The organism is Streptomyces sp. SID12501, from assembly GCF_010550245.1.
In the GTDB taxonomy this organism is placed as follows: Bacteria; Actinomycetota; Actinomycetes; order Streptomycetales; family Streptomycetaceae; genus Streptomyces.
On record NZ_JAAGLU010000047.1, the window covers coordinates 24,611 to 41,751 of the forward strand.

Sequence of the window (17,141 nt, forward strand, 5' to 3'; positions counted from 1 at the left end):
AGGGGGAAAGGGCCGGGATGGAGTTACTGAGCGCTGGCCAGTGACGGCCAGACCAACGTGGCCGCGCCCCAGGCAAGCCCGCCGCCGAAAGCGGTGAGCAGCACGCGTTGTCCGGCGACCAGGCCGCCTGAGGCGTTCTCCTCGGCCAGCAGCACAGGTACGGAGGCGCCGGCCGTGTTGCCCACGCGCTCGATGTTTGAGGCCCTGCGCTCGGGCGGGATGCCCAGTCCGTCGGCCACCGACGTGATGATCCGGATGTTGGCCTGGTGGGCCACCAGCCGGTCCACGTCGGCCAGTTGCCAGCCGGCCGCCTCGGTCGCGGTGCGGCAGGCGGCGGTCATGTGCCGTACGGCGTGGCGGAAGATCTCCCGGCCCTGCATCTGCAGGTAGGGGGATGCCTCCGGGGTGGGGACACGGCGGCGGGCGCCTCCGGCCGGCACCTCGGCCAGGTCGCTGCGGCTGCCGTCGCTGCCCAGCACGACGGGGCCGAGGGCGCCGGGTTCGTCGGGGTTGCCGGCTCGCAGGACGACGGCTCCGGCGCCGTCGCCGAAGATGGCGGCGGTGGACCGGTCGTCGGGGTCGATGAGGGTGGTGAAAGCCTCGGCTCCGATGAGCAGCACCCGGTCGGCCGCGCCGGTGGCGATGAGGCCGGCGGCGACGGACAGACCGTACAGAAACCCGGCGCAGACGGCGGAGACGTCGAAGGCGGGCACCATCGGCAGTCCCAGCCGCGTGGCCACCTGGGGAGCGGTGGCGGGGCAGAGTTCGTCGGGTGTCGTGGTGGCCAGGACGACGGCGTCGACCGAGTCCTGCCCCGACGATTTGAGAGCACGGCCGCCGGCCTCGACGGCGAGGTCCGAGGTGGACATGCCGGGTGAGACCCGGCGGCGGCTGGCGATGCCGGTGCGGCTGCGGATCCACTCGTCGGTGGTGTCGAGCCGGGCCTCGAGGTCGGCGTTGGTGAGCTCGTCGGGCGGCAGCCAGGATCCGATGCCGGTGAGGACGGCGGCGCGGGGCGTTGGATATGTCATACGAGGCTCCGTAGGACTGGGGGGCGGTCGGCGGGCACGGGAGCGGGCTGGTGCCAGCCGCGGTGGAAGTGGATCAGCGGGGGCGCGTCGGACAGGGCCACGCTTTCCAGCCGGCCGATGAGGATGCTGTGGTCGCCTCCCGGCAGTACCTGTTGGCGTGTGCAGGCGAACCTGGCCGACGCGTCCGGCAGGCCGGGCAGGCCGAGCTCCAGCGGAACGAGCGCGGCCTCCGCCTGCCGGCGGTCGCTCTGCGCGAAGTCCCGTGCCACGGAGGCCTGTTCGTGATCGAGGACATTGACGAGGAAGTGGTCGGCCGTGGTGAATGCCTCGTGGCTGCTGCCGCCTGTGTTGACGCACACCAGCAGCAGTGGCGGTTGCGCGGACAGGCTGCACACCGCGCTGGCGGTGAACGACCGGGGCCGGCCGTCCCCGTCGATGGTGGTGACCACTGTGACGGGCGCGGCGAGCCGGGCCATCGCCTCCCGGAAGTCGTCCTGGGTCAGAGGCCGTTCGGCCTTGGCGGCGCCCCGCTCCGGCAGCGCGGAGTGGATCCGGTTCACGACGGGGCCGGTGTGGCTGTCCAGGAAGAAGTGACCGGCGCCGGCCAGTTCCAGGTGGGTTACCGGCCCGGTGGTGACGTCGGCCCACAGGCCGACGTCGTGGGGGGAGGTGACCGGATCGTCGGCCCCGGTGACGACCGTGACCGGGCAGGCGAGCCGGGGTGCGGGACCGCAGTGGCGGTACTGGCCGTACAGCTCGTAGTCCCCTCGGATGCGCGCGGTGAAGTAGGCCACCGCGTCGCTCTCCCTCAAGAACTCCTCCGGCACCCCGCCGGTGGCGGCGAGTGCGCCGAGGAACGCCAGGTCGGGGTAGGTGTGGATGGCAGGCCTGCCGCCCCCGCCGTAGCGGCGCTGAGGAGGCCTGGTGGCGGACACGAACAGGTGCAGCGGCGGGCGGTGTCCGCGCGCGGTGAGGCGGCGGGCGGCCTCGTAGCCGAACAGGCCCCCCAGGCTGTGCCCGTAGATCGCGTACGGGCTGCCGTCCGCCTCCTTCTCGATCAGTGCGGTGATGTCGTCGACCGCCGCGTCGAAGCTCTCGTACGGCTGCTCGCGGTGTCGGCCGTCACGTCCGGCCGGCTGGAAGGGAACGACGTCGATTCGCGGGTCCAGCGCGGCGGCCAACGGCTGGAAGGCTCGGGCCGATCCGCCCGCGTGCGGGATGCAGAACAGCTTCATGCGGTGCCTCCCGAAGCGATGCCGGCCCGGCGAGCCGACGGGATAGGGGCGTCCATGTCCTGGGCCGCCTCGACGAGCAGCCGGGCGTACCGGTCGAGCCAGCGCTGCCGTGTCTCCGGGCCGGCGATGGAGCCCGCGACCTCGAACCCGCCGCTGACCCGCCCGGCGTCGCTGCGCATGATCATGCCGATGCCCGCGCGGGCCCCCGGCATCGGACACTCCTCCCACAGCGCGAGGCCCGCGCCGAGGTCCACGCCCAGCTCCATCTCGGGAAGATGGGTCACGACCAACTGCGGGAACTCCGCGGAGACCTGGGGCATCCACTGGTCGCGCACCGCGTCCAGGGACAGGAGTGGGTAATCGAGGGCGTCCCCGAGCGCGTCCAGGCAACGCCGTGCCAGGTCCGCCCAGCTGTCGTCCGCCTCGGCGCGCAGGCGAACCGGCAGGTGCCGGCGGACCAGACCCACCGTCTCGGCGTACTCCGGCGTGCGGCACGCCGCCGAGACCGCCAGGACGTAGTCGCTCTCACCGGTCACCTCGGTGGCCAGTACGTTCAGCGCGGCCAGCATCACCGCGAACTCACTGACCCGGGCCAGCTGGCACGCAAGGGTGAAGAGCGCGCTCTCCTCCTCGTCGAGCGTGGTGAAGCTGACGTTGTCGACACTGTCGGGGTCCGCGTCCGGAGCGGGCGGGAAGGTGAGGACCGCCACCGCGCCCGCCAGCTGCGCGGCCCGTTCCTCGACGGCAGTGGCCGACTCGGTTGTGAGCCACTGCCGTTCCTGCTCCAGGAAGCCCACATAGGACTGCGGGACGGGGAGTTCAGGGCTCTCGCCTCGCAACCTGGACCGGTAGCAGGCGCCGAGTTCCGCGCCGAGAATCTCCAGAGTGACGCCGTCGGAGATCAGGTGGTGGACGGCCAGTACGAGGACGTCGTCGGGCTCGCCGCCGCGGTCGCGTCGGACGACGCCGAGCCGCAGCAGGGGTGGAGCGGCGAGGTCCAGGGGCTCGGCGGCGAAGCGCAGACAACGGTCGTGCAGACGTTGCGCGTCGGTCGCTTCCTCAGGGGCCGCGTCCAGGAGCTCCACCCGGCCGGCCGCCGCACGATGCACGCTCAGCATCAGGCGTCCGTCGGCCTGATCGGCGAACCCGCAGCGCAGTGACTCGTGCCGGGCAACCACGTCCGCCAGGGCGTGGCGCAGGATGCCAAGGTCGATGCGCACTGCGGTGGCCGTGTAGTAGGCGTTGGTCCATACCTCGGGGTGCGGCACGGTCGAGATCGACCGCCACATGCGAGCGTGCTCGGTTCCCGCGGGCACCGTCCGCACCTCAGGGTGTGCCAGCTGGCTCAGGATCTCCTCACGGTGTGTGCGCAGTTCGCCGAGCACGGGGGCGGGCAGCACGTCGGCCGGACCGTCGTAGTGGAGATACCCGTCCTGCGCCCACAGGCGTACGTCGTCCGCCGCCAGCCTCCCCAGGAGTCGGCCGGCGGCGTCGGCGGCGGTCACAGCCGCCCCCTGACCCGGCCCCGGGCTGCCCTGGGCTGTCTGGCGGCGACCGCGGCTGTGAAGCTTTCGAGAGTGGGCGCGTCGAAGAACTCGGCAACGGCGAGTTTGACGCCGAGTTGCCGTTCGATCCTGGCAAGCAGCCTGATCACCGCCAGAGAGTGTCCGCCGACCTCGAAGAACGAGGCGTTCCCGGGTACGTCGTCCAGGCCCAGGGCGGCGGTCCATTCGGCACGCACGGTGCTGGCCAGCGGTTCCTCGTCGTCGGGCGCGGGAAGCGGGAGAGCGCCAATCGTCTCCGCCGTGTCGTCGGCCATCGCGGTCAGGACAAGGTGCAGGTGCTCCAGCAGACGCCGGGCGGTGGCCTCGTCGTGCAGCTCTGTGTCGTACTTGACCCGCAGGTTGAGGCCGTCGCGGTCCTTGGTGACCAGCAGCATCAGTTCGAGCGGGGCGGAGTCCCCGGCTCCCGCGATCGGCTCGGCGCGCAGGCCCGGCAGGTCGATGCCGGGCAGCGCCTCGTTGTCGAAGTCGATGGAGACCGGGGCGAGCGGCCTCGGTGCACCCGGTTCGGGGTTGATCTCGGCGATGAGGCCGTCGAGTCGGGCATCAGCCCGTTCGCCGGCGTCCAGCAGCGTGTTGCGGACCGCGCGGACCGCGTCCGCGAGGCTGGTCCCGTCGGTGAGGGAGCAGCGCAGCGGCAGGAGCGAGACGAAGAATCCGACCATGTCCTGGGCCTGTGGGTCACGCTGTCCGAACGTGGAGGCCAGGACGAACTCGTCCTGCCCGGAGAAGTGGCGCAGCACGGTCTGCCAGCCGGTGAACAGGGTGGCGAAGAGGGTGACGCGCTGCCGGCTGCTCCAGGACTGCAGCCGCGTGGCCGTCGCGGTGTCGACGCGTGCGGTCACCGAGGCTCCCTGCCCCTTGGGGAAGCGGGTGCGGGGCCGGTCGGTGGGCGTGCGCAGAACGGGCGGCGTCTGCCCCAGGTGGGCCCGCCACCAGGCAAGGTCGTCGGGGCGATCCACAGCGGGCGGGAGGTCGAGGCTGGTTCCGGCCGGGCCGGCGAACCGGGGGGCGCGGCCTTCGAGTGCGGCCCGGTACGCCTCCTGGAGGTCTCGGGTGACCAGGTCTGCCGAGTGGCTGTCGATGACGATGTGGTGCATGCCCAGGACGAGCAGGTGGTCCTCCTCGCCGAGCCGGAGGAGTCCGGCCTGGAACAGCGGGCCGTCCGCGAGGTCGTAGACCCGTTCGTTCTCGGCGCGCAGCGCGGCCCGGACAGCTTCGTCCGGCTGCTTGTCGGTGGCGTCGGTGACGGAGAATGCGAGGGGCGCCGGTGCCTTCACCACCTGGCGGAGCGTCTCGCCGGTCTCGTCGTCCTCGTCGGCGCGGAAGACGGTGCGCAGTCCGTCGTGCCGGTCGACGACGGTCTGCACGGCGCTCTGCAGGGCGGTTCGGTTCAGCGGTCCGTGCAGCCGTACGGCCTGGAGCTCGTTGTAGGCGGCGTCGCCCGCCAGCTGAGCGGCGAGCCACAGGCGGCGCTGGGCGGCGGTTGCGGGGGCGCTGCGCTCCGTGGTGACGGGTGAGGGGACCTGAGCGGGCGGAGGGACGCTGCGGCCGCTGCCGCTGTCATCCGACGGCTCCTCGTGAACCGCGTCGTGCACGGCATCGTGCACCGCGTCGATCAGCGCACTCAGTCGTTCCGGCGTGGCAGCCGCTGGACGGGGCTTGGAGGTGGTGGGAGTGGCATGAACGGTCTCCTGCGGCGCCCCGGTGCCGGGAGTGTCGCCGTGGTAGCGGCGGCGCAGCGCGTCCAGGTGGGTGAGTCCGGCGCTCAGCTGGTCGGGGGTCACTCCGAAGTCCACGAGCGCGGCGATCTCGTCGGCGCCCGCCGCACGCACGGCGTCGACGATCGCGGCGCAGCTGTCGGGGGTTCCGATGAGTGCGCGTTCGTCGCAGTACCGGTCGTAGGCGCGGCGGAAGACGAAGTCGAGGTCCTCCGCGCCGGTGGCGGAGACGTCGATGTTGACGCCGAGGCTGTTGGCCACCTGGCCGGACAGGGACAGGGAGGAGCGCATGTAGCGGGAGAGCGGGTCCAGTGCCTGTGCGCGTGTGGTGGCCAGGTCCGTTCCGAGGTAGGTGTGCAGCAGTACGACGACGCGCCCGGCGTCGGGGTCGAGGCCGTGCTGTGCGCGCGTCGTGCGGTAGAGCGCCACGTTGTGCGCGAGCTGTTCCACCGACTGGGCCATCAGGTTGGTGAGGATGCCCAGTCCGGCCTGGGCTGCTTCCTGGTAGGACTCGGGGCGGCCGACGACCGCCATGTACATCGGCGGCTCCGGCTGCACGGGGCGTGGGAAGAGCCGTACGTCCACCTCGCCGTCGCCCGAACGGCGCTGCACGGGCTCGCCCCGCCACAGCGCGCGGATCTGGTCCAGGTGGGTGCGGGTCACCTCCTTGTGGCGGCCGAAGTGGTCCGGGTAGAAGACGAAGTCCCGTGAGTTCCAGCCGCTGGCGCAGCCGATGCCGACCCGTCCGCCGGAGAGGTTGTCGACCATGGACCATTCCTCGGCGACACGTACCGGGTCGTGCAGGGGCAGCACGACGGAGCCGGAGTTGATGCGTATCCGGTCGGTCTCGCGGGCCACGGCCGCGCCGAGGACGGCGGGGTTGGGGAAGAGGCCGCCGAAGGAGTGGAAGTGCCGCTCGGGCAGCCATACGGCGTGGAAGTCGTGCTCGTCGGCATATTTGGCGGTGTCGATGAGCGTGTCGTAGGCGTCGGCCGCGCCGCTGTCCTGGGGGTAGTCGCCGAAGAAGGAGAGGCTGAAGTCGGGTGCCGGACGCTCGGCCGACGGGGTGACTGCAGCCTTCGGTGCGGCGGCCTTCAGGGTGCTCTTACGCGGGAAGAACCCGCCCTGGCGCAGATCGCGCAGAGATGCCTGGACTGTGTCCGAGATGAACTCGATGTCGCTGTCGCTGTGCGCGGTGGACAAGAAGAAGCTGCGCCACTCCCAGACGTAGAGTCCCTTGAGCACCATGTGGTGGTAGAGGAGGTCCATGTCGGCCTGGTGCTCGAACTTGAACATCGAGCCGAAGTGCTTCAGACGGAGAGGGAACTCCTCCTCCTCGAAGAAGCCGTTGAGCGTGGCGGCGAGGTGGTCGGTGCGGGCGTTGAGCCGGTCCTGGAGCGCGGGGCTGTGCTCCTTGAGGTGGGTGAGTACGGCCTTGGCCGCGGTCATGGCGAGCGGGTGCTGGATGTACGTCCCGCCGAAGAAGGTGGTGTCGTGGCCCGGGCCGCTGTCGTCGCCGTAGGTCCAGAACCCGCCGTCGATGCCGTCCATGATGTCCGCGCGGCCCGCGATGGCGCCGATCGGGTAGCCGCCGCCGATGGCCTTGCCGTAGGTGGCCAGGTCGGGCTGGACGCCGTAGAGGCCCTGGGCACCGCGGACGTGCGGGCGGAAACCGGTGAGCATCTCGTCGAAGAACAAGACGATGCCGTGCCGGCGGGTGACCTCGCGCAGCTTGCGGACGAACTCCACCGGACGCAGGCTCGGATTGCGGCTCTGAACCGGCTCGACGACCACGGCGGCGACGGTGTCACCGAGCGCGTCGATGGCCTCCAGGCTCGCGGGATCGCCGAAAGGCAGCACCGTGAGGTCGCCGACCGCGCCCTGCGGGATGCCCGGGGACACCGGTACGGTCCGGTCGCCTGACGCGCCGCCGACCGCACGGCCGAGCACGTTGTCGGCGTGGCCGTGGTAGGCGCCCTGGAAGGTGATGACCCGGTCGCGTCCGGTGGCGGCGCGCGCCAGCCGGATGGCCGCGGAGTTCGCCTCGGTGCCGGAGTTGGCGAACGCCACGCGTTCGAAGCCGGTCAGCTCGGCGAGGAGTTCGGCCGCCTCGCCCGTCTCGGGGCTGCGCGGGCCGAGCCGGATGCCACGGGCCAGGTGTTCACGGATCGGTTCGGTGACGAACTCGGGCTCATGGCCGAAGAGCAGCACGCCGAAGCCCATGGTGATGTCGACGTACCGGTTGCCGTCGATGTCCTCCAGCCACGAGCCGGAGGACCTGCGGGCAGCGAGCGGGTACTGCATCTCCTTGCTGCTCCTGCGGAAGCCGACCGCGGCACGACTGTCGGCCAGTACACGCCGGTGGCGCTGGGTCAGGTCTCTCGAGGAGGGGGTCTTATGGGTGTACCGCTCGACGAGGTCGGCCACGTGTGCGCGCTGTACCTCGCTCGTCGAGCCCGCGGCCATGCCGGAGGCGGCGGAGACGGCCACACGGGGGCCGAGCACGAGGGGTTTGGGGGCCACGGCGGGTGCGGGCTCGGCGTCCTGGACAGGGGCTGGGGCGGGGACCGTGCCCGCGGCGATGAGGGCCAGTTGGCGGGCGAGCCTGTCGACCGCGGAGTCCGCTTCGCCGGACGGCAACGGCAACGGCATCTGGGCAGCTGAGGTGACAGACGTGGTGTCGACGTCGTCCGGCGCCGGGCCGGTTCGTTCCGCGACCAGTGCCGCCAGGAGTTCAGGCGTCGAGACCTCCTCGAACAGCTCCCGCATCGACACCTTGACCCCGAAGCCCTCCTCCAACTCCCGCAGCAGACTCACCATCTGGAACGAATCAGCCCCCAGATCCACGAACGCCCGATCCGGCAGCACCTCCGACACCGCACACCCCAGATGCCGCGCCGCCAACTCCCTCACACGACCCAACGCCAACTCGGTTCCCGCGCTCACGCGTCGACTCCCTTCCGGGCGGCGAGGGCGGCGAGCTGCTGGAGTATCTGCAGCTGCCCCTCCGCGATCACCTGAACCTGACGGGTGAGCAGATCGACGGTGGCCTGGTTGGCGTATCCCGGCGGCGGGGCAAGCGGAGCAGGCACCACTACCGGTTCCGGTGCTTTTGGCACCGGCCTCTCGGCCGCCGTCGGGGCGTTGTGCGGCACGTCGGGCGCCGGGCCGGTTCGTTGCGCGACCAGCGCGGCCAGGAGTTCAGGCGTCGAGACCTCCTCGAACAGCTCCCGCATCGACACCTTGACCCCGAAGCCCTCCTCCAACTCCCGCAGCAGACTCACCATCTGGAACGAATCAGCCCCCAGATCCACGAACGCCCGATCCGGCAGCACCTCCGACACCGCACACCCCAGATGCCGCGCCGCCAACTCCCTCACACGACCCAACGCCAACTCGCTCATGTCGTTCTCCTTGCTCAGTGAGGCGTCACCCGATGGGTTCGCCGGGCGGTCGCCGGATCCTGGGGCGTCCGAGGGGGGATGCCCCAGGGGGTCGCGGGCGAGTGGCACGATCAGTTCGGGTCCTGACCAGTGCCGGGCTCGCTGGAAGGGGTAGCGGGGCAGCGGGATGCGCCGGCCGCCCGTTCCCTCCAGAAGGCGGTTGAAGTCGACGGGCAGCCCCCGGCAGTAGAGGGCTCCCACTGCGGACCACAGCGCGGACAGTTCGGCGCCGCGCCGGTGGCCCGCCACAGCCTCGGCACCCGGCGCCGAGCGCCGCAGCATGCCGCTGAGATTGTTTCCGGGCCCGACCTCCAGTACGGCGGTGTGGGCCGCCTCCGCAATGCGGTCGAGTACGGCGTCGAAGCGGACGGGGTCGCGGGCCTGCCGTACGAAGTACTCCACGTCCGGCATCCAGCCCTCGGCCCGGACGGTGCCGTCGACGCTGCTGACGAACGCGGTGGTGAGCGGCGCGAAGGACACGGTTGCCAGGACGTCACGCAGTTCGTCGAGGACCGGGGCGAGTGCGGTGGTGTGGAAGGCCCTGTCCACCGGGAGCCTTCGTACGCTGACACCGTTGTCCTCGAGCAGCCCGCAGGCCTCGTCGACGGCTCCGGTGGGGCCGGCGAGGACGTGGCTGCCGGTGCCGTTGGCGGCGGCGAGTTCGAGCCCCGCCACCTTCGCGAGCAGTTCGTCCACCTGCTCGCGGCCGGCCAGCGCCGCCACCATGCCGCCGGGGCGGGTGCCTCGCTGCATCATCCGGCCGCGCAGTGTGGTCAGCCGGACTCCGTCGGCCAGTGAGAAGGCCCCGGCGGCACACAGGGCGGCGTACTCACCGACGCTGTGTCCGGCCGTCAGTGCGGGGGTGACGCCGAAGTGCTCCCACAGGCGGGACAGTGCCATCTGGAAGGCGAACAGGGCCGGTTGGGCCGTCTGCGTCTCCCAGATGTGGCCCGGCGCGACCGGGGTCGGATCGAGCAGCGGCCCCAGCAGGGAGGTGCCGCCTGCCTCTTTGTGGAATTTCTCGCATTCGTCGAGCACGTCGCGCACGACGGGGAAGCGGTCGTGGAGGAGACGGGCCATGCCCGGGTACGGGCTGCCCTGGCCGCCGAAGAGCATCACGAGGCCGGCCGTGCTCCGGGGGACCTCGCCCACGACGTACGGCACCCGTGTGTCCGTGGCGGTCGTCTCCTGCGTACGGCGGAGGAAGGCGTCGAGCGAATCGGCCAGTTCCCTGGGGCTGTTGCCGAGGGCGACGAGCCGGTGGCGCAGATGACGCCGGCCGGTCAGGGCGGTGGTGAGCACGTCCTGCATCGCGGCGGGCCGCGGGCCGCGCAGCCTCTCGCGCCAGGAACGGGCGTACTCCCGCAGTGCTTTGCCGTCCCGGGCGGACACCGCGAGCAGCCCCGGAGGCGGCACCGGTGAGGGCCTGCGTGCGGCCTTCGGCGCTTCTTCCAGCACGATGTGTACATTCGTGCCGCCCACGGCGAGCGAATGGACGCCTGCCCTGCGGGGTTCGGCTCCCCGGGGCCAGGGCCGGGGGCTGTCGGGCAGGTAGAAGGGGCTGTTGTCGATGTCCAGGAGCGGGTTGGGGGTGCTGAAGTTGGCGAGCGGCGGGATCTCGCCGTGTTTGAGGACCAGGACCGCCTTGATCAGGCCGCCCAGTCCCGCGCAGACGTCCAGGTGACCGATGCTGGACTTGACGGCGCCCAGCGCGCAGAACCCTGTTTTGTCCGTGGACCGGCGGAACGCGGCGCTCAGGCCGGCGAACTCGATCGGATCGCCTTTGAAGGTGCCGGTGCCGTGGGCTTCCAGGTAGCCGATGCTCTCCGCGGTGACGTCGGCCGTCTCCAGGGCGCGGAGCACCGCGTCCCGCTGTCCGGCGGCGCTGGGAGCGAGGTAACTGTCCTTGTGAGCACCGTCGTTGGTGATGCCGACGCCGCGGATGACCGCGTGGACGGTGTCTCCGTCGGCAAGAGCGCGGTCGAGGCGTTTGAGCAGGACGGCCGCCACTCCGCTGCTGCCCACGGTGCCGTCGGCGTCCGCGTCGAAGGCACGGCACCGGCCACTGGCCGAGAGGACGGAGCCGTTGATCCTGCGGTATCCGGTGATCTGCGGCACGTGGACGGCGGAAGCGCCCGCCAAAGCCAGATCGGCGTCGCCCGCCCTCAGTGCCTGGCAGGCCTGGTGGACGGCGACCAGAGCACTGGAGCAGGCCGTCTGGACGGTGACCGCCGGACCGGTCAGGTCGAGCACATAGGCGACGCGGGTGGCGAGGAAGTCGGCGGAGGTACCGAGAGCGGGACGGCCGGCCGTGGCCCAGTCGCGGACGTCCCAGCCGACCGGGGCGAGGTTGTTCAGCAGATACGTGTTGAGCGGGTAGAGCTGGTATCCGGCACTGGCGAAGACCCCTACGCGCAGGTCCGGGCTGGTGGCGGCGTATCCGCCGTCCTCCAGGGCGTGGTAGGCGCATTCGAGGAACAGGCGCTGCTGGGGGTCCATCGTCGCGGCCTCTCGGCCGTTGACGGAGAAGAAGGACGCGTCGAAGGCACTGACGTCGCCGAGCGTGCCGGCCGCGGCCACGAACTCCTTGGCCTCGCGCTCCTGTTGCGGTATTCCGGCGGCATCGAGTTCCTCATCGGTGAATCTGCGGACGGCCGTGCGGCCCGAGGTCACCAGTTCCCAGAAGGCGTCCTCGGAGTCCGCCCCGGGGAAGCGGAATGACATGCCGATGACGGCGATGTGTTCTTCGGCGGATCGCGCGGTCACAGGCGGTTCACCTGGCTTCCTCGGTGCGGGTCGATACGGAGGCGTGGGGGGACTGTCCGGGCGGAGCCGGCGGGTGTCTTCTCCGCCGGGCCAGGTACACCAGGAACGCCAGGGCCATGGCGATGGCCGTCCCGTGCGCCACGGCGACGACCTGCAGCGGCGAGAAGAACTCCAGTGCGGACGAGGTGAGCACCATCCCGACGCCGACTCCGAGGTTGTCGGCGGTGGCGGAGAGCCCGAAGACGGCCCCTCTTCGCTCGTCGGGAACGCTCTGGAGCCGCGAGATGTACGACACCTCGGTGAAACCGTCGGCCGCTCCGGCCACGAGGGCGATGACCGCGGTGAGAGCGGCAGGGAAGCCGCAGAAGGCGAGGATGAACGCCGCCGACATCACACAGGTCCCGAGGGCGAACGCGGTCTCCTCGAACGTCCGCCCTGTCCGTTTGCCGTGCCAGGACAGGAGCTGCTGGAAGACGATGTTCCCGATTGCCCACAGCATCCAGAACCTGCTCATGAAGGCTGCGGGATGGTGCGGATCGAGGGCGCTGGAGTAGACGGGGAGTGCCACGTTGTGCGACGACGAACCCAGGCCGTCGATCGCCCGGATGGTGATCATGGGCAACAGGATCGGCACGGTCCACAGGAAACGCAGTGCGGTGCGCTGGACCGCGACGAAGGACTCCGGCCGGCTCTTGTCCGCCTCCGACTGCGCGCCCTTCCTCGGCCCGGCGACCGGGAGAGTCGTGAGGATCGAGGCGGAGAGGACGAAGGAGAGCGCGTCGATGAGGAACGCCGCGTGGTAGCCGATCCGGGCCAGGATGATGCCGGCGGAGGCGAAGCCGAGCACCATGGCCAGCGACCGTCCTGTGACGAGGAGGCTGTTGGCTCTGGTCCGCAGGTCCTGCCCGACGATCTCGGGGACCATCGCCCGCAGACACACCTGGGAGATGGTGCTGCCCACCCCGGTGACCACGGCCAGACCGTAGAGGATCTCCTCCTGGGCGGCCGACGGCGCGACCACCAGAATCACCAGCGCGGTGGCCTGGCACAGCTCGGCGGCAACCATGAGGGGTTTTCGCCGGCGGTGATCCACGATACGCCCGGCGACGAACCCGGTGAGGAATCCGGCGACAAGCCGGACCGCAAGAAATAGTCCGGAGAACAGCGGGCTCTTCGTCAGCTCGTACGCGAACAGGTTCAGCGCGAGCATGTTGAGATAACTACCGTAAGCAGATATTGCATTCCCGACTACCAGGAAGCGGAAGTACTTCACGCAGCAGCCCCGTTCTCATAAACGGTTCAGATTTACGCCGTCGGCCCCCTGACATCCATGATGAAAGATTCAAGTACATCTTGGCATCCGTAGTAACACCCACAGCGGATTTCGTAACGTAACAAGGTGTGCGGCATATCGGTCAAGCCCTCGGCGCAGGGTCCCCGGCACCCGCAGGGTGCGTGCGTTCTCGCGTGGTGAGACCGGAGGGGCGGAGCGTGTCGGCGGAGTGGTCTCGGTAGTGGTCGTTCACAGTGGCGATTTTCCTTCACATGACAAGGCGGATGAGGCTGACGGCGAATTCACGGAAGGCCGCCATGGCGCGAGGTGTGCTGCCGCTGCGCACCTGGGACGCGCCTTCGTCGTGGGTGACGTCCCTGATGTGGCCCATGGCTTCAACTCCCCGGTGGCCGTGGGCGATCCGGGCCAGGGCGGTGGCGCTTGCGCCGGCCGGGGAGGGTGCCGGGGTCGCTGGTGGTGCCCGGTTCGGCATAGCCGTGGAACTTTCCGCCGCCCAGGCCGTTGGCGCGCTCGATGAGCACGGCCCGGGCCGCATGGGGAAGAAGATTGTTCGGGTGCGGGCAGGATCTTGAGGGTCCGCGTCTCGGTGCGGCCCAGGTTGCGCTGGGTGTCCTCGTGGGCGAGAGGGTGTTGTCCCAGTCCAGGGCGTCCAGGACCGTAAAGGGGTGGGCTGGTTGCCAAGCACGGGGAATCAGGATGAGGCGCCGTGTTCGGACAGGTGGATGGCGTGGGATCGCCGGCAGTGCAGGGCGTCGGCGGTGACGATGAAGTCCGGGGCGGCCATGAAGTGGGTGACCTCGCAGCCCCTGCCTCGCATCGCACGCTGGGCGGCCGCTGTGCCGGTCTCGGGGCGGAACACCGACAGTAGGTGCTGCTGCTTGCCTTCGGTGTCGATCGGGCCGCACACGGTCTCACTGCCGGCGGCAAGTCGTTCGGTGAGGCGCTCAGGGCATCGTCCAGCGCGTCACCGTCGATCCTGGTCAGGGTTCGGCCGAAGGCGGTTGGGGCCCGTAGTCGGCCCACTGCCCCGTCGGCCGGGCCCAGGGCACGATGGCGGCGAGCGAGCACCGTTCGCATGACCGCAGGGACGGTGACCGACAACAGGCCGGTGAAGGAGTAGCGGCAGCCCTGCCTGCGGCGCGGATCGGGTTCGGGCATCGGCGAGCCCAAGGGTGCCGTCGCCTCTCGGGGTCCGACCCAAGCGTCCTGGTCAAAGGTGACTTGGAGGGCGTCAAGGGTGCGAGCGGGCTCCCCGATCGGGCCGGATGGCATGCGGGCATGGTTCCTTCGACTCACGCGGCTTTCGAATTCCACGTGACCAACGGGGGCCGTGCCCTCCTTCGTCGGTACCGTCAACGCCCGGCAGTGAGCGTCTTCCCATGATCCGGGAACGCACGCACCCTGTCGGCGCTCTCGAGTTCCTCTTGGGCCCAGATCCCGATCTCCACCCTGCTGCGCAGCCCCGTCTTCTGGCGAACGTTGTCCAAATGGCTCTCCACCGTCCGGATCGAGACTCCTATCCGTCTCGCCATCTGGTAGTTCGTCATGCCCCCCGACAGCATCAGGACGACTTGGTGTTCCCTCGGCGTGAGCTGCGGCAGCGGCTGCGCCGGTCGAGAGCTGGGCACAGCGACGGCGTCCTGCTTGAACCAGGAACCCAGACCGTCCACAGTGAGTTCCGACGCCAGCCGACGTGCTTTGAACACCTTCGCCGGGGCGCATACGGAGCCTGCCTCAACGAGCGCCGCCTCAAGTCGCGTTCGCCACCACCGTTCGACACGCAGCCCCGTACTCGCCGGCCAGCGCTTCAGCAGTTCCGCGCACAGCAGCGTCCGGAAGTGGTACCCCCGGGCAGACGACACGATGGCGAGGCCGTACACAAGCCATACCCTGCGCATATGTCCGGCATTTCTGGTCAGTGACTCGATGAGAAGGCGTTCGGCGTGGGCCATGTCTCCGCGCGCGATAGCGATCTGGGCCGAGAGCATGTCCGCTCTCTCCCTGCCATAGGCGAGAATATCGGAGTTTGCGGACCCCTCGCCGGAGAAGGCGCGGACCGTCTGCATCCGGTACCGGTCGAGCAGGTCCTCCGCGGCATCTTCGTCACCGAGGTATATCTGCACTTCCACGATGCCCAGGGCGGCCTGAATCCAAGCGACGGGCTCCTCGACCTCGGCAAGGAGGCGCACGGCCTCCTCACACAGTGCCGCTCCGGCCGCCGGCTCCTCCAGTTCGAGATGGCAGGCGGCCGCCAGGGCAAGGGCGAGGATCAGCCTCGCCGGACGATCCAGCGCCCTCTCCATCCTGACCGCCTCCAGGGAGCCCTTCAGTGCCCTGCGGTAGTCGCCCTCCCCAAACGCATGCCACGCCGCGACCCACTCGGTGGACGCCCGGTACTCGTTCTCCGGCCCCGGCACGGCCAACGCGCGGTCCAGCATTCGACGGGCCTCGGCACCCTCACCTCGCTCCAGAAAAGACCGGGCCAGGGCTGGTGCAAGCGCCTGTACGCGGCTGTCCTCCCGCTCCAGCATCCACTGCGCCCCCCGTAGGAGCGCTCCCATCTCGCGGCAGACCGGGGCCGTTTCGGCAGACGGGGGGATATGCGGGCCGTAGAAGGGCTCGGCGACGCCCATAAGCCATTGCACGAGCCGCTCGTGCGCCCAGTCGAACTCACCCGTCTCCCTCAGGCGCTGCAGCTCATAGGCCCGTAGGGGGCCGGCCTGCTGAAACCTGACCCCACCCTCCCCCTTGCCGGCTTCCTGAAGCAGGGAACGGGACTCCAACGCCAGAAGGGTCTTCAGCACGCCTCCGGGCCCCTCGCCCTCGTCCGCGCACACTGCCGTGGCCGCTTCCACTCCGAAGTGTGAGGGGAAGACCGACAGCCGACGGCTCATACGGACTTCGTCGTCACGGAGCAGCGAGTGACTCCCCCCGATGACGGTGGAGAAGGCGCTGCCTTCTCCACCGTCTTCCTCCCGACCCCCCTCCGCAGGGAGGAAGGTCATCAGATCGTCAAGGGCCACCTGGATGTCCTCGATGGACAGCAACCGCACCCATCGCGCCGCCTGTTCCACGGCGAGAGGTATTCCTTCCAGCCTGCGGCAGACATCGACGATTCCGGCGAGGTTGCCGCTGTCCAGCCTGAAGTGCTGATCCACGGCGCGGGCCCGCTCCACGAAGAGCAAGGTCGCGTCCGACTGGAGCAGCACGGAGGCAGTGTGGCCGGGGCCGCGTTCAGGGAGAGCCAGAGGCCCGACACGCAGGGACGACTCCCCAGGAAGACCAAGCGGCTGTCGGCAGGTGACGAGCAAGGACAGTTCCGGACAGTCGGCGAGCAGCTGCTTGATGAGCCGCTCACAGGCGTCACTTCTGTGGTCACAGCCATCCAGGTGACCCAGGATCCTTCGGCGAGGAGTCGACTGTGGGTCGCCGGTCTGCGCGTGGAGCGTCTCTCCTCGCGTGTAGCGGCCACAGAAGGCGGTCAGGACGGCCGACGGAGTGAGATCCGCGTCCGTCACCGACTCCGCGTCGAGACTGATCGTCTCCGCGAACCGTACTGCCGCGCGCTTGGTGTACTCGAGGGCCAGTCTGGTCTTCCCGATTCCCGCCTGGCCGAACAGGGTGACCACCCTTGACGTATCGAAGAGGGCGTCCAGATCGCGCAGCTCCTGCTGCCGCCCGACGAGTACGTCCGCCCTGTGCGGCAAGATCCCGTATGTCGTGAACGCACTGTTCGGGCGCGGTTCGGACGCGCCGAAAGACTTACGCAGCCGGTACGCCCGCTGCCGGCACGCATTGGAGCAGTACCGTGCGGGCCGCCCCTTCGACGTCCGGGAATTCTCCACAGGTTCGCCACACTCAAGACATGCGCGGTCGTTTTTCATGACGCGATCCCTTGCAAGCCATACACAGATCCCGGCGCCCTTCACTGAAGGGCTGCCCGTGCAAACGCAACGATTAGCAGCTTGATCGACGAACGAAGCGGGGCGGGTAAAGAGAGATTCAATATATCCACAACAGAGAGTGAAGTAACAGGTGACAGATCGCCAAGTGACGAACCCGACATGCGAATACCCTCCCTTCCTGTTG

9 protein-coding genes are annotated in these 17,141 nt (G+C 69.8%); all 9 read right to left on the reverse strand.

Annotated elements, in window-relative coordinates:
• Positions 1–23 precede the first annotated feature (23 nt).
• The 9 genes from G3I71_RS39380 to G3I71_RS39425 all read right to left on the reverse strand — a co-directional run bounded on the left by G3I71_RS39380 (position 24) and on the right by G3I71_RS39425 (position 16,936).
• Positions 24–1,031, reverse strand: a complete 1,008-nt coding sequence (locus G3I71_RS39380) for a beta-ketoacyl-ACP synthase III (RefSeq protein ID WP_164322723.1) — start codon at positions 1,029–1,031, stop codon at positions 24–26.
• Positions 1,028–2,266, reverse strand: coding sequence for an alpha/beta fold hydrolase (locus tag G3I71_RS39385; RefSeq protein WP_164322725.1), 1,239 nt, complete (start codon positions 2,264–2,266; stop codon positions 1,028–1,030). Before G3I71_RS39385 ends, G3I71_RS39380 begins: the two co-directional genes overlap by 4 nt.
• Positions 2,263–3,771 carry a condensation domain-containing protein gene (locus G3I71_RS39390; RefSeq protein ID WP_164322727.1) on the reverse strand — a complete coding sequence of 503 codons (1,509 nt, stop codon included), beginning with the start codon at positions 3,769–3,771 and terminating at the stop codon, positions 2,263–2,265. Before G3I71_RS39390 ends, G3I71_RS39385 begins: the two co-directional genes overlap by 4 nt.
• Positions 3,768–8,495 carry a MupA/Atu3671 family FMN-dependent luciferase-like monooxygenase gene (locus G3I71_RS51715; protein ID WP_343243201.1) on the reverse strand — a complete coding sequence of 1,576 codons (4,728 nt, stop codon included), beginning with the start codon at positions 8,493–8,495 and terminating at the stop codon, positions 3,768–3,770. The genes G3I71_RS39390 and G3I71_RS51715 overlap by 4 nt, the downstream gene beginning before the upstream one ends.
• The gene (locus G3I71_RS39410) at positions 8,492–11,758 is read right to left on the reverse strand and encodes a beta-ketoacyl synthase N-terminal-like domain-containing protein (RefSeq protein ID WP_343243202.1); all 3,267 of its coding nucleotides are present in this window, start codon (positions 11,756–11,758) and stop codon (positions 8,492–8,494) included. Before G3I71_RS39410 ends, G3I71_RS51715 begins: the two co-directional genes overlap by 4 nt.
• A gap of 7 nt (positions 11,759–11,765) precedes the next feature.
• On the reverse strand, positions 11,766–13,031 hold the full coding sequence (locus tag G3I71_RS39415) for an MFS transporter (protein ID WP_164322729.1): 1,266 nt from the start codon (positions 13,029–13,031) through the stop codon (positions 11,766–11,768).
• A 268-nt stretch (positions 13,032–13,299) separates the two neighbouring features.
• Positions 13,300–13,422: a hypothetical protein gene (locus tag G3I71_RS52425; protein ID WP_275409359.1), complete on the reverse strand. Its 123-nt coding sequence runs from the start codon at positions 13,420–13,422 to the stop codon at positions 13,300–13,302.
• A gap of 321 nt (positions 13,423–13,743) precedes the next feature.
• Complete coding sequence (locus tag G3I71_RS39420; protein WP_164322731.1) at positions 13,744–13,959, reverse strand: hypothetical protein; 216 nt, start codon at positions 13,957–13,959, stop codon at positions 13,744–13,746.
• 445 nt (positions 13,960–14,404) lie between these two features.
• A complete protein-coding gene (locus G3I71_RS39425; RefSeq protein WP_164322733.1) occupies positions 14,405–16,936 on the reverse strand; it encodes a LuxR C-terminal-related transcriptional regulator in 2,532 nt (843 codons plus the stop codon).
• Between the last annotated feature and the right edge of the window lie 205 nt (positions 16,937–17,141).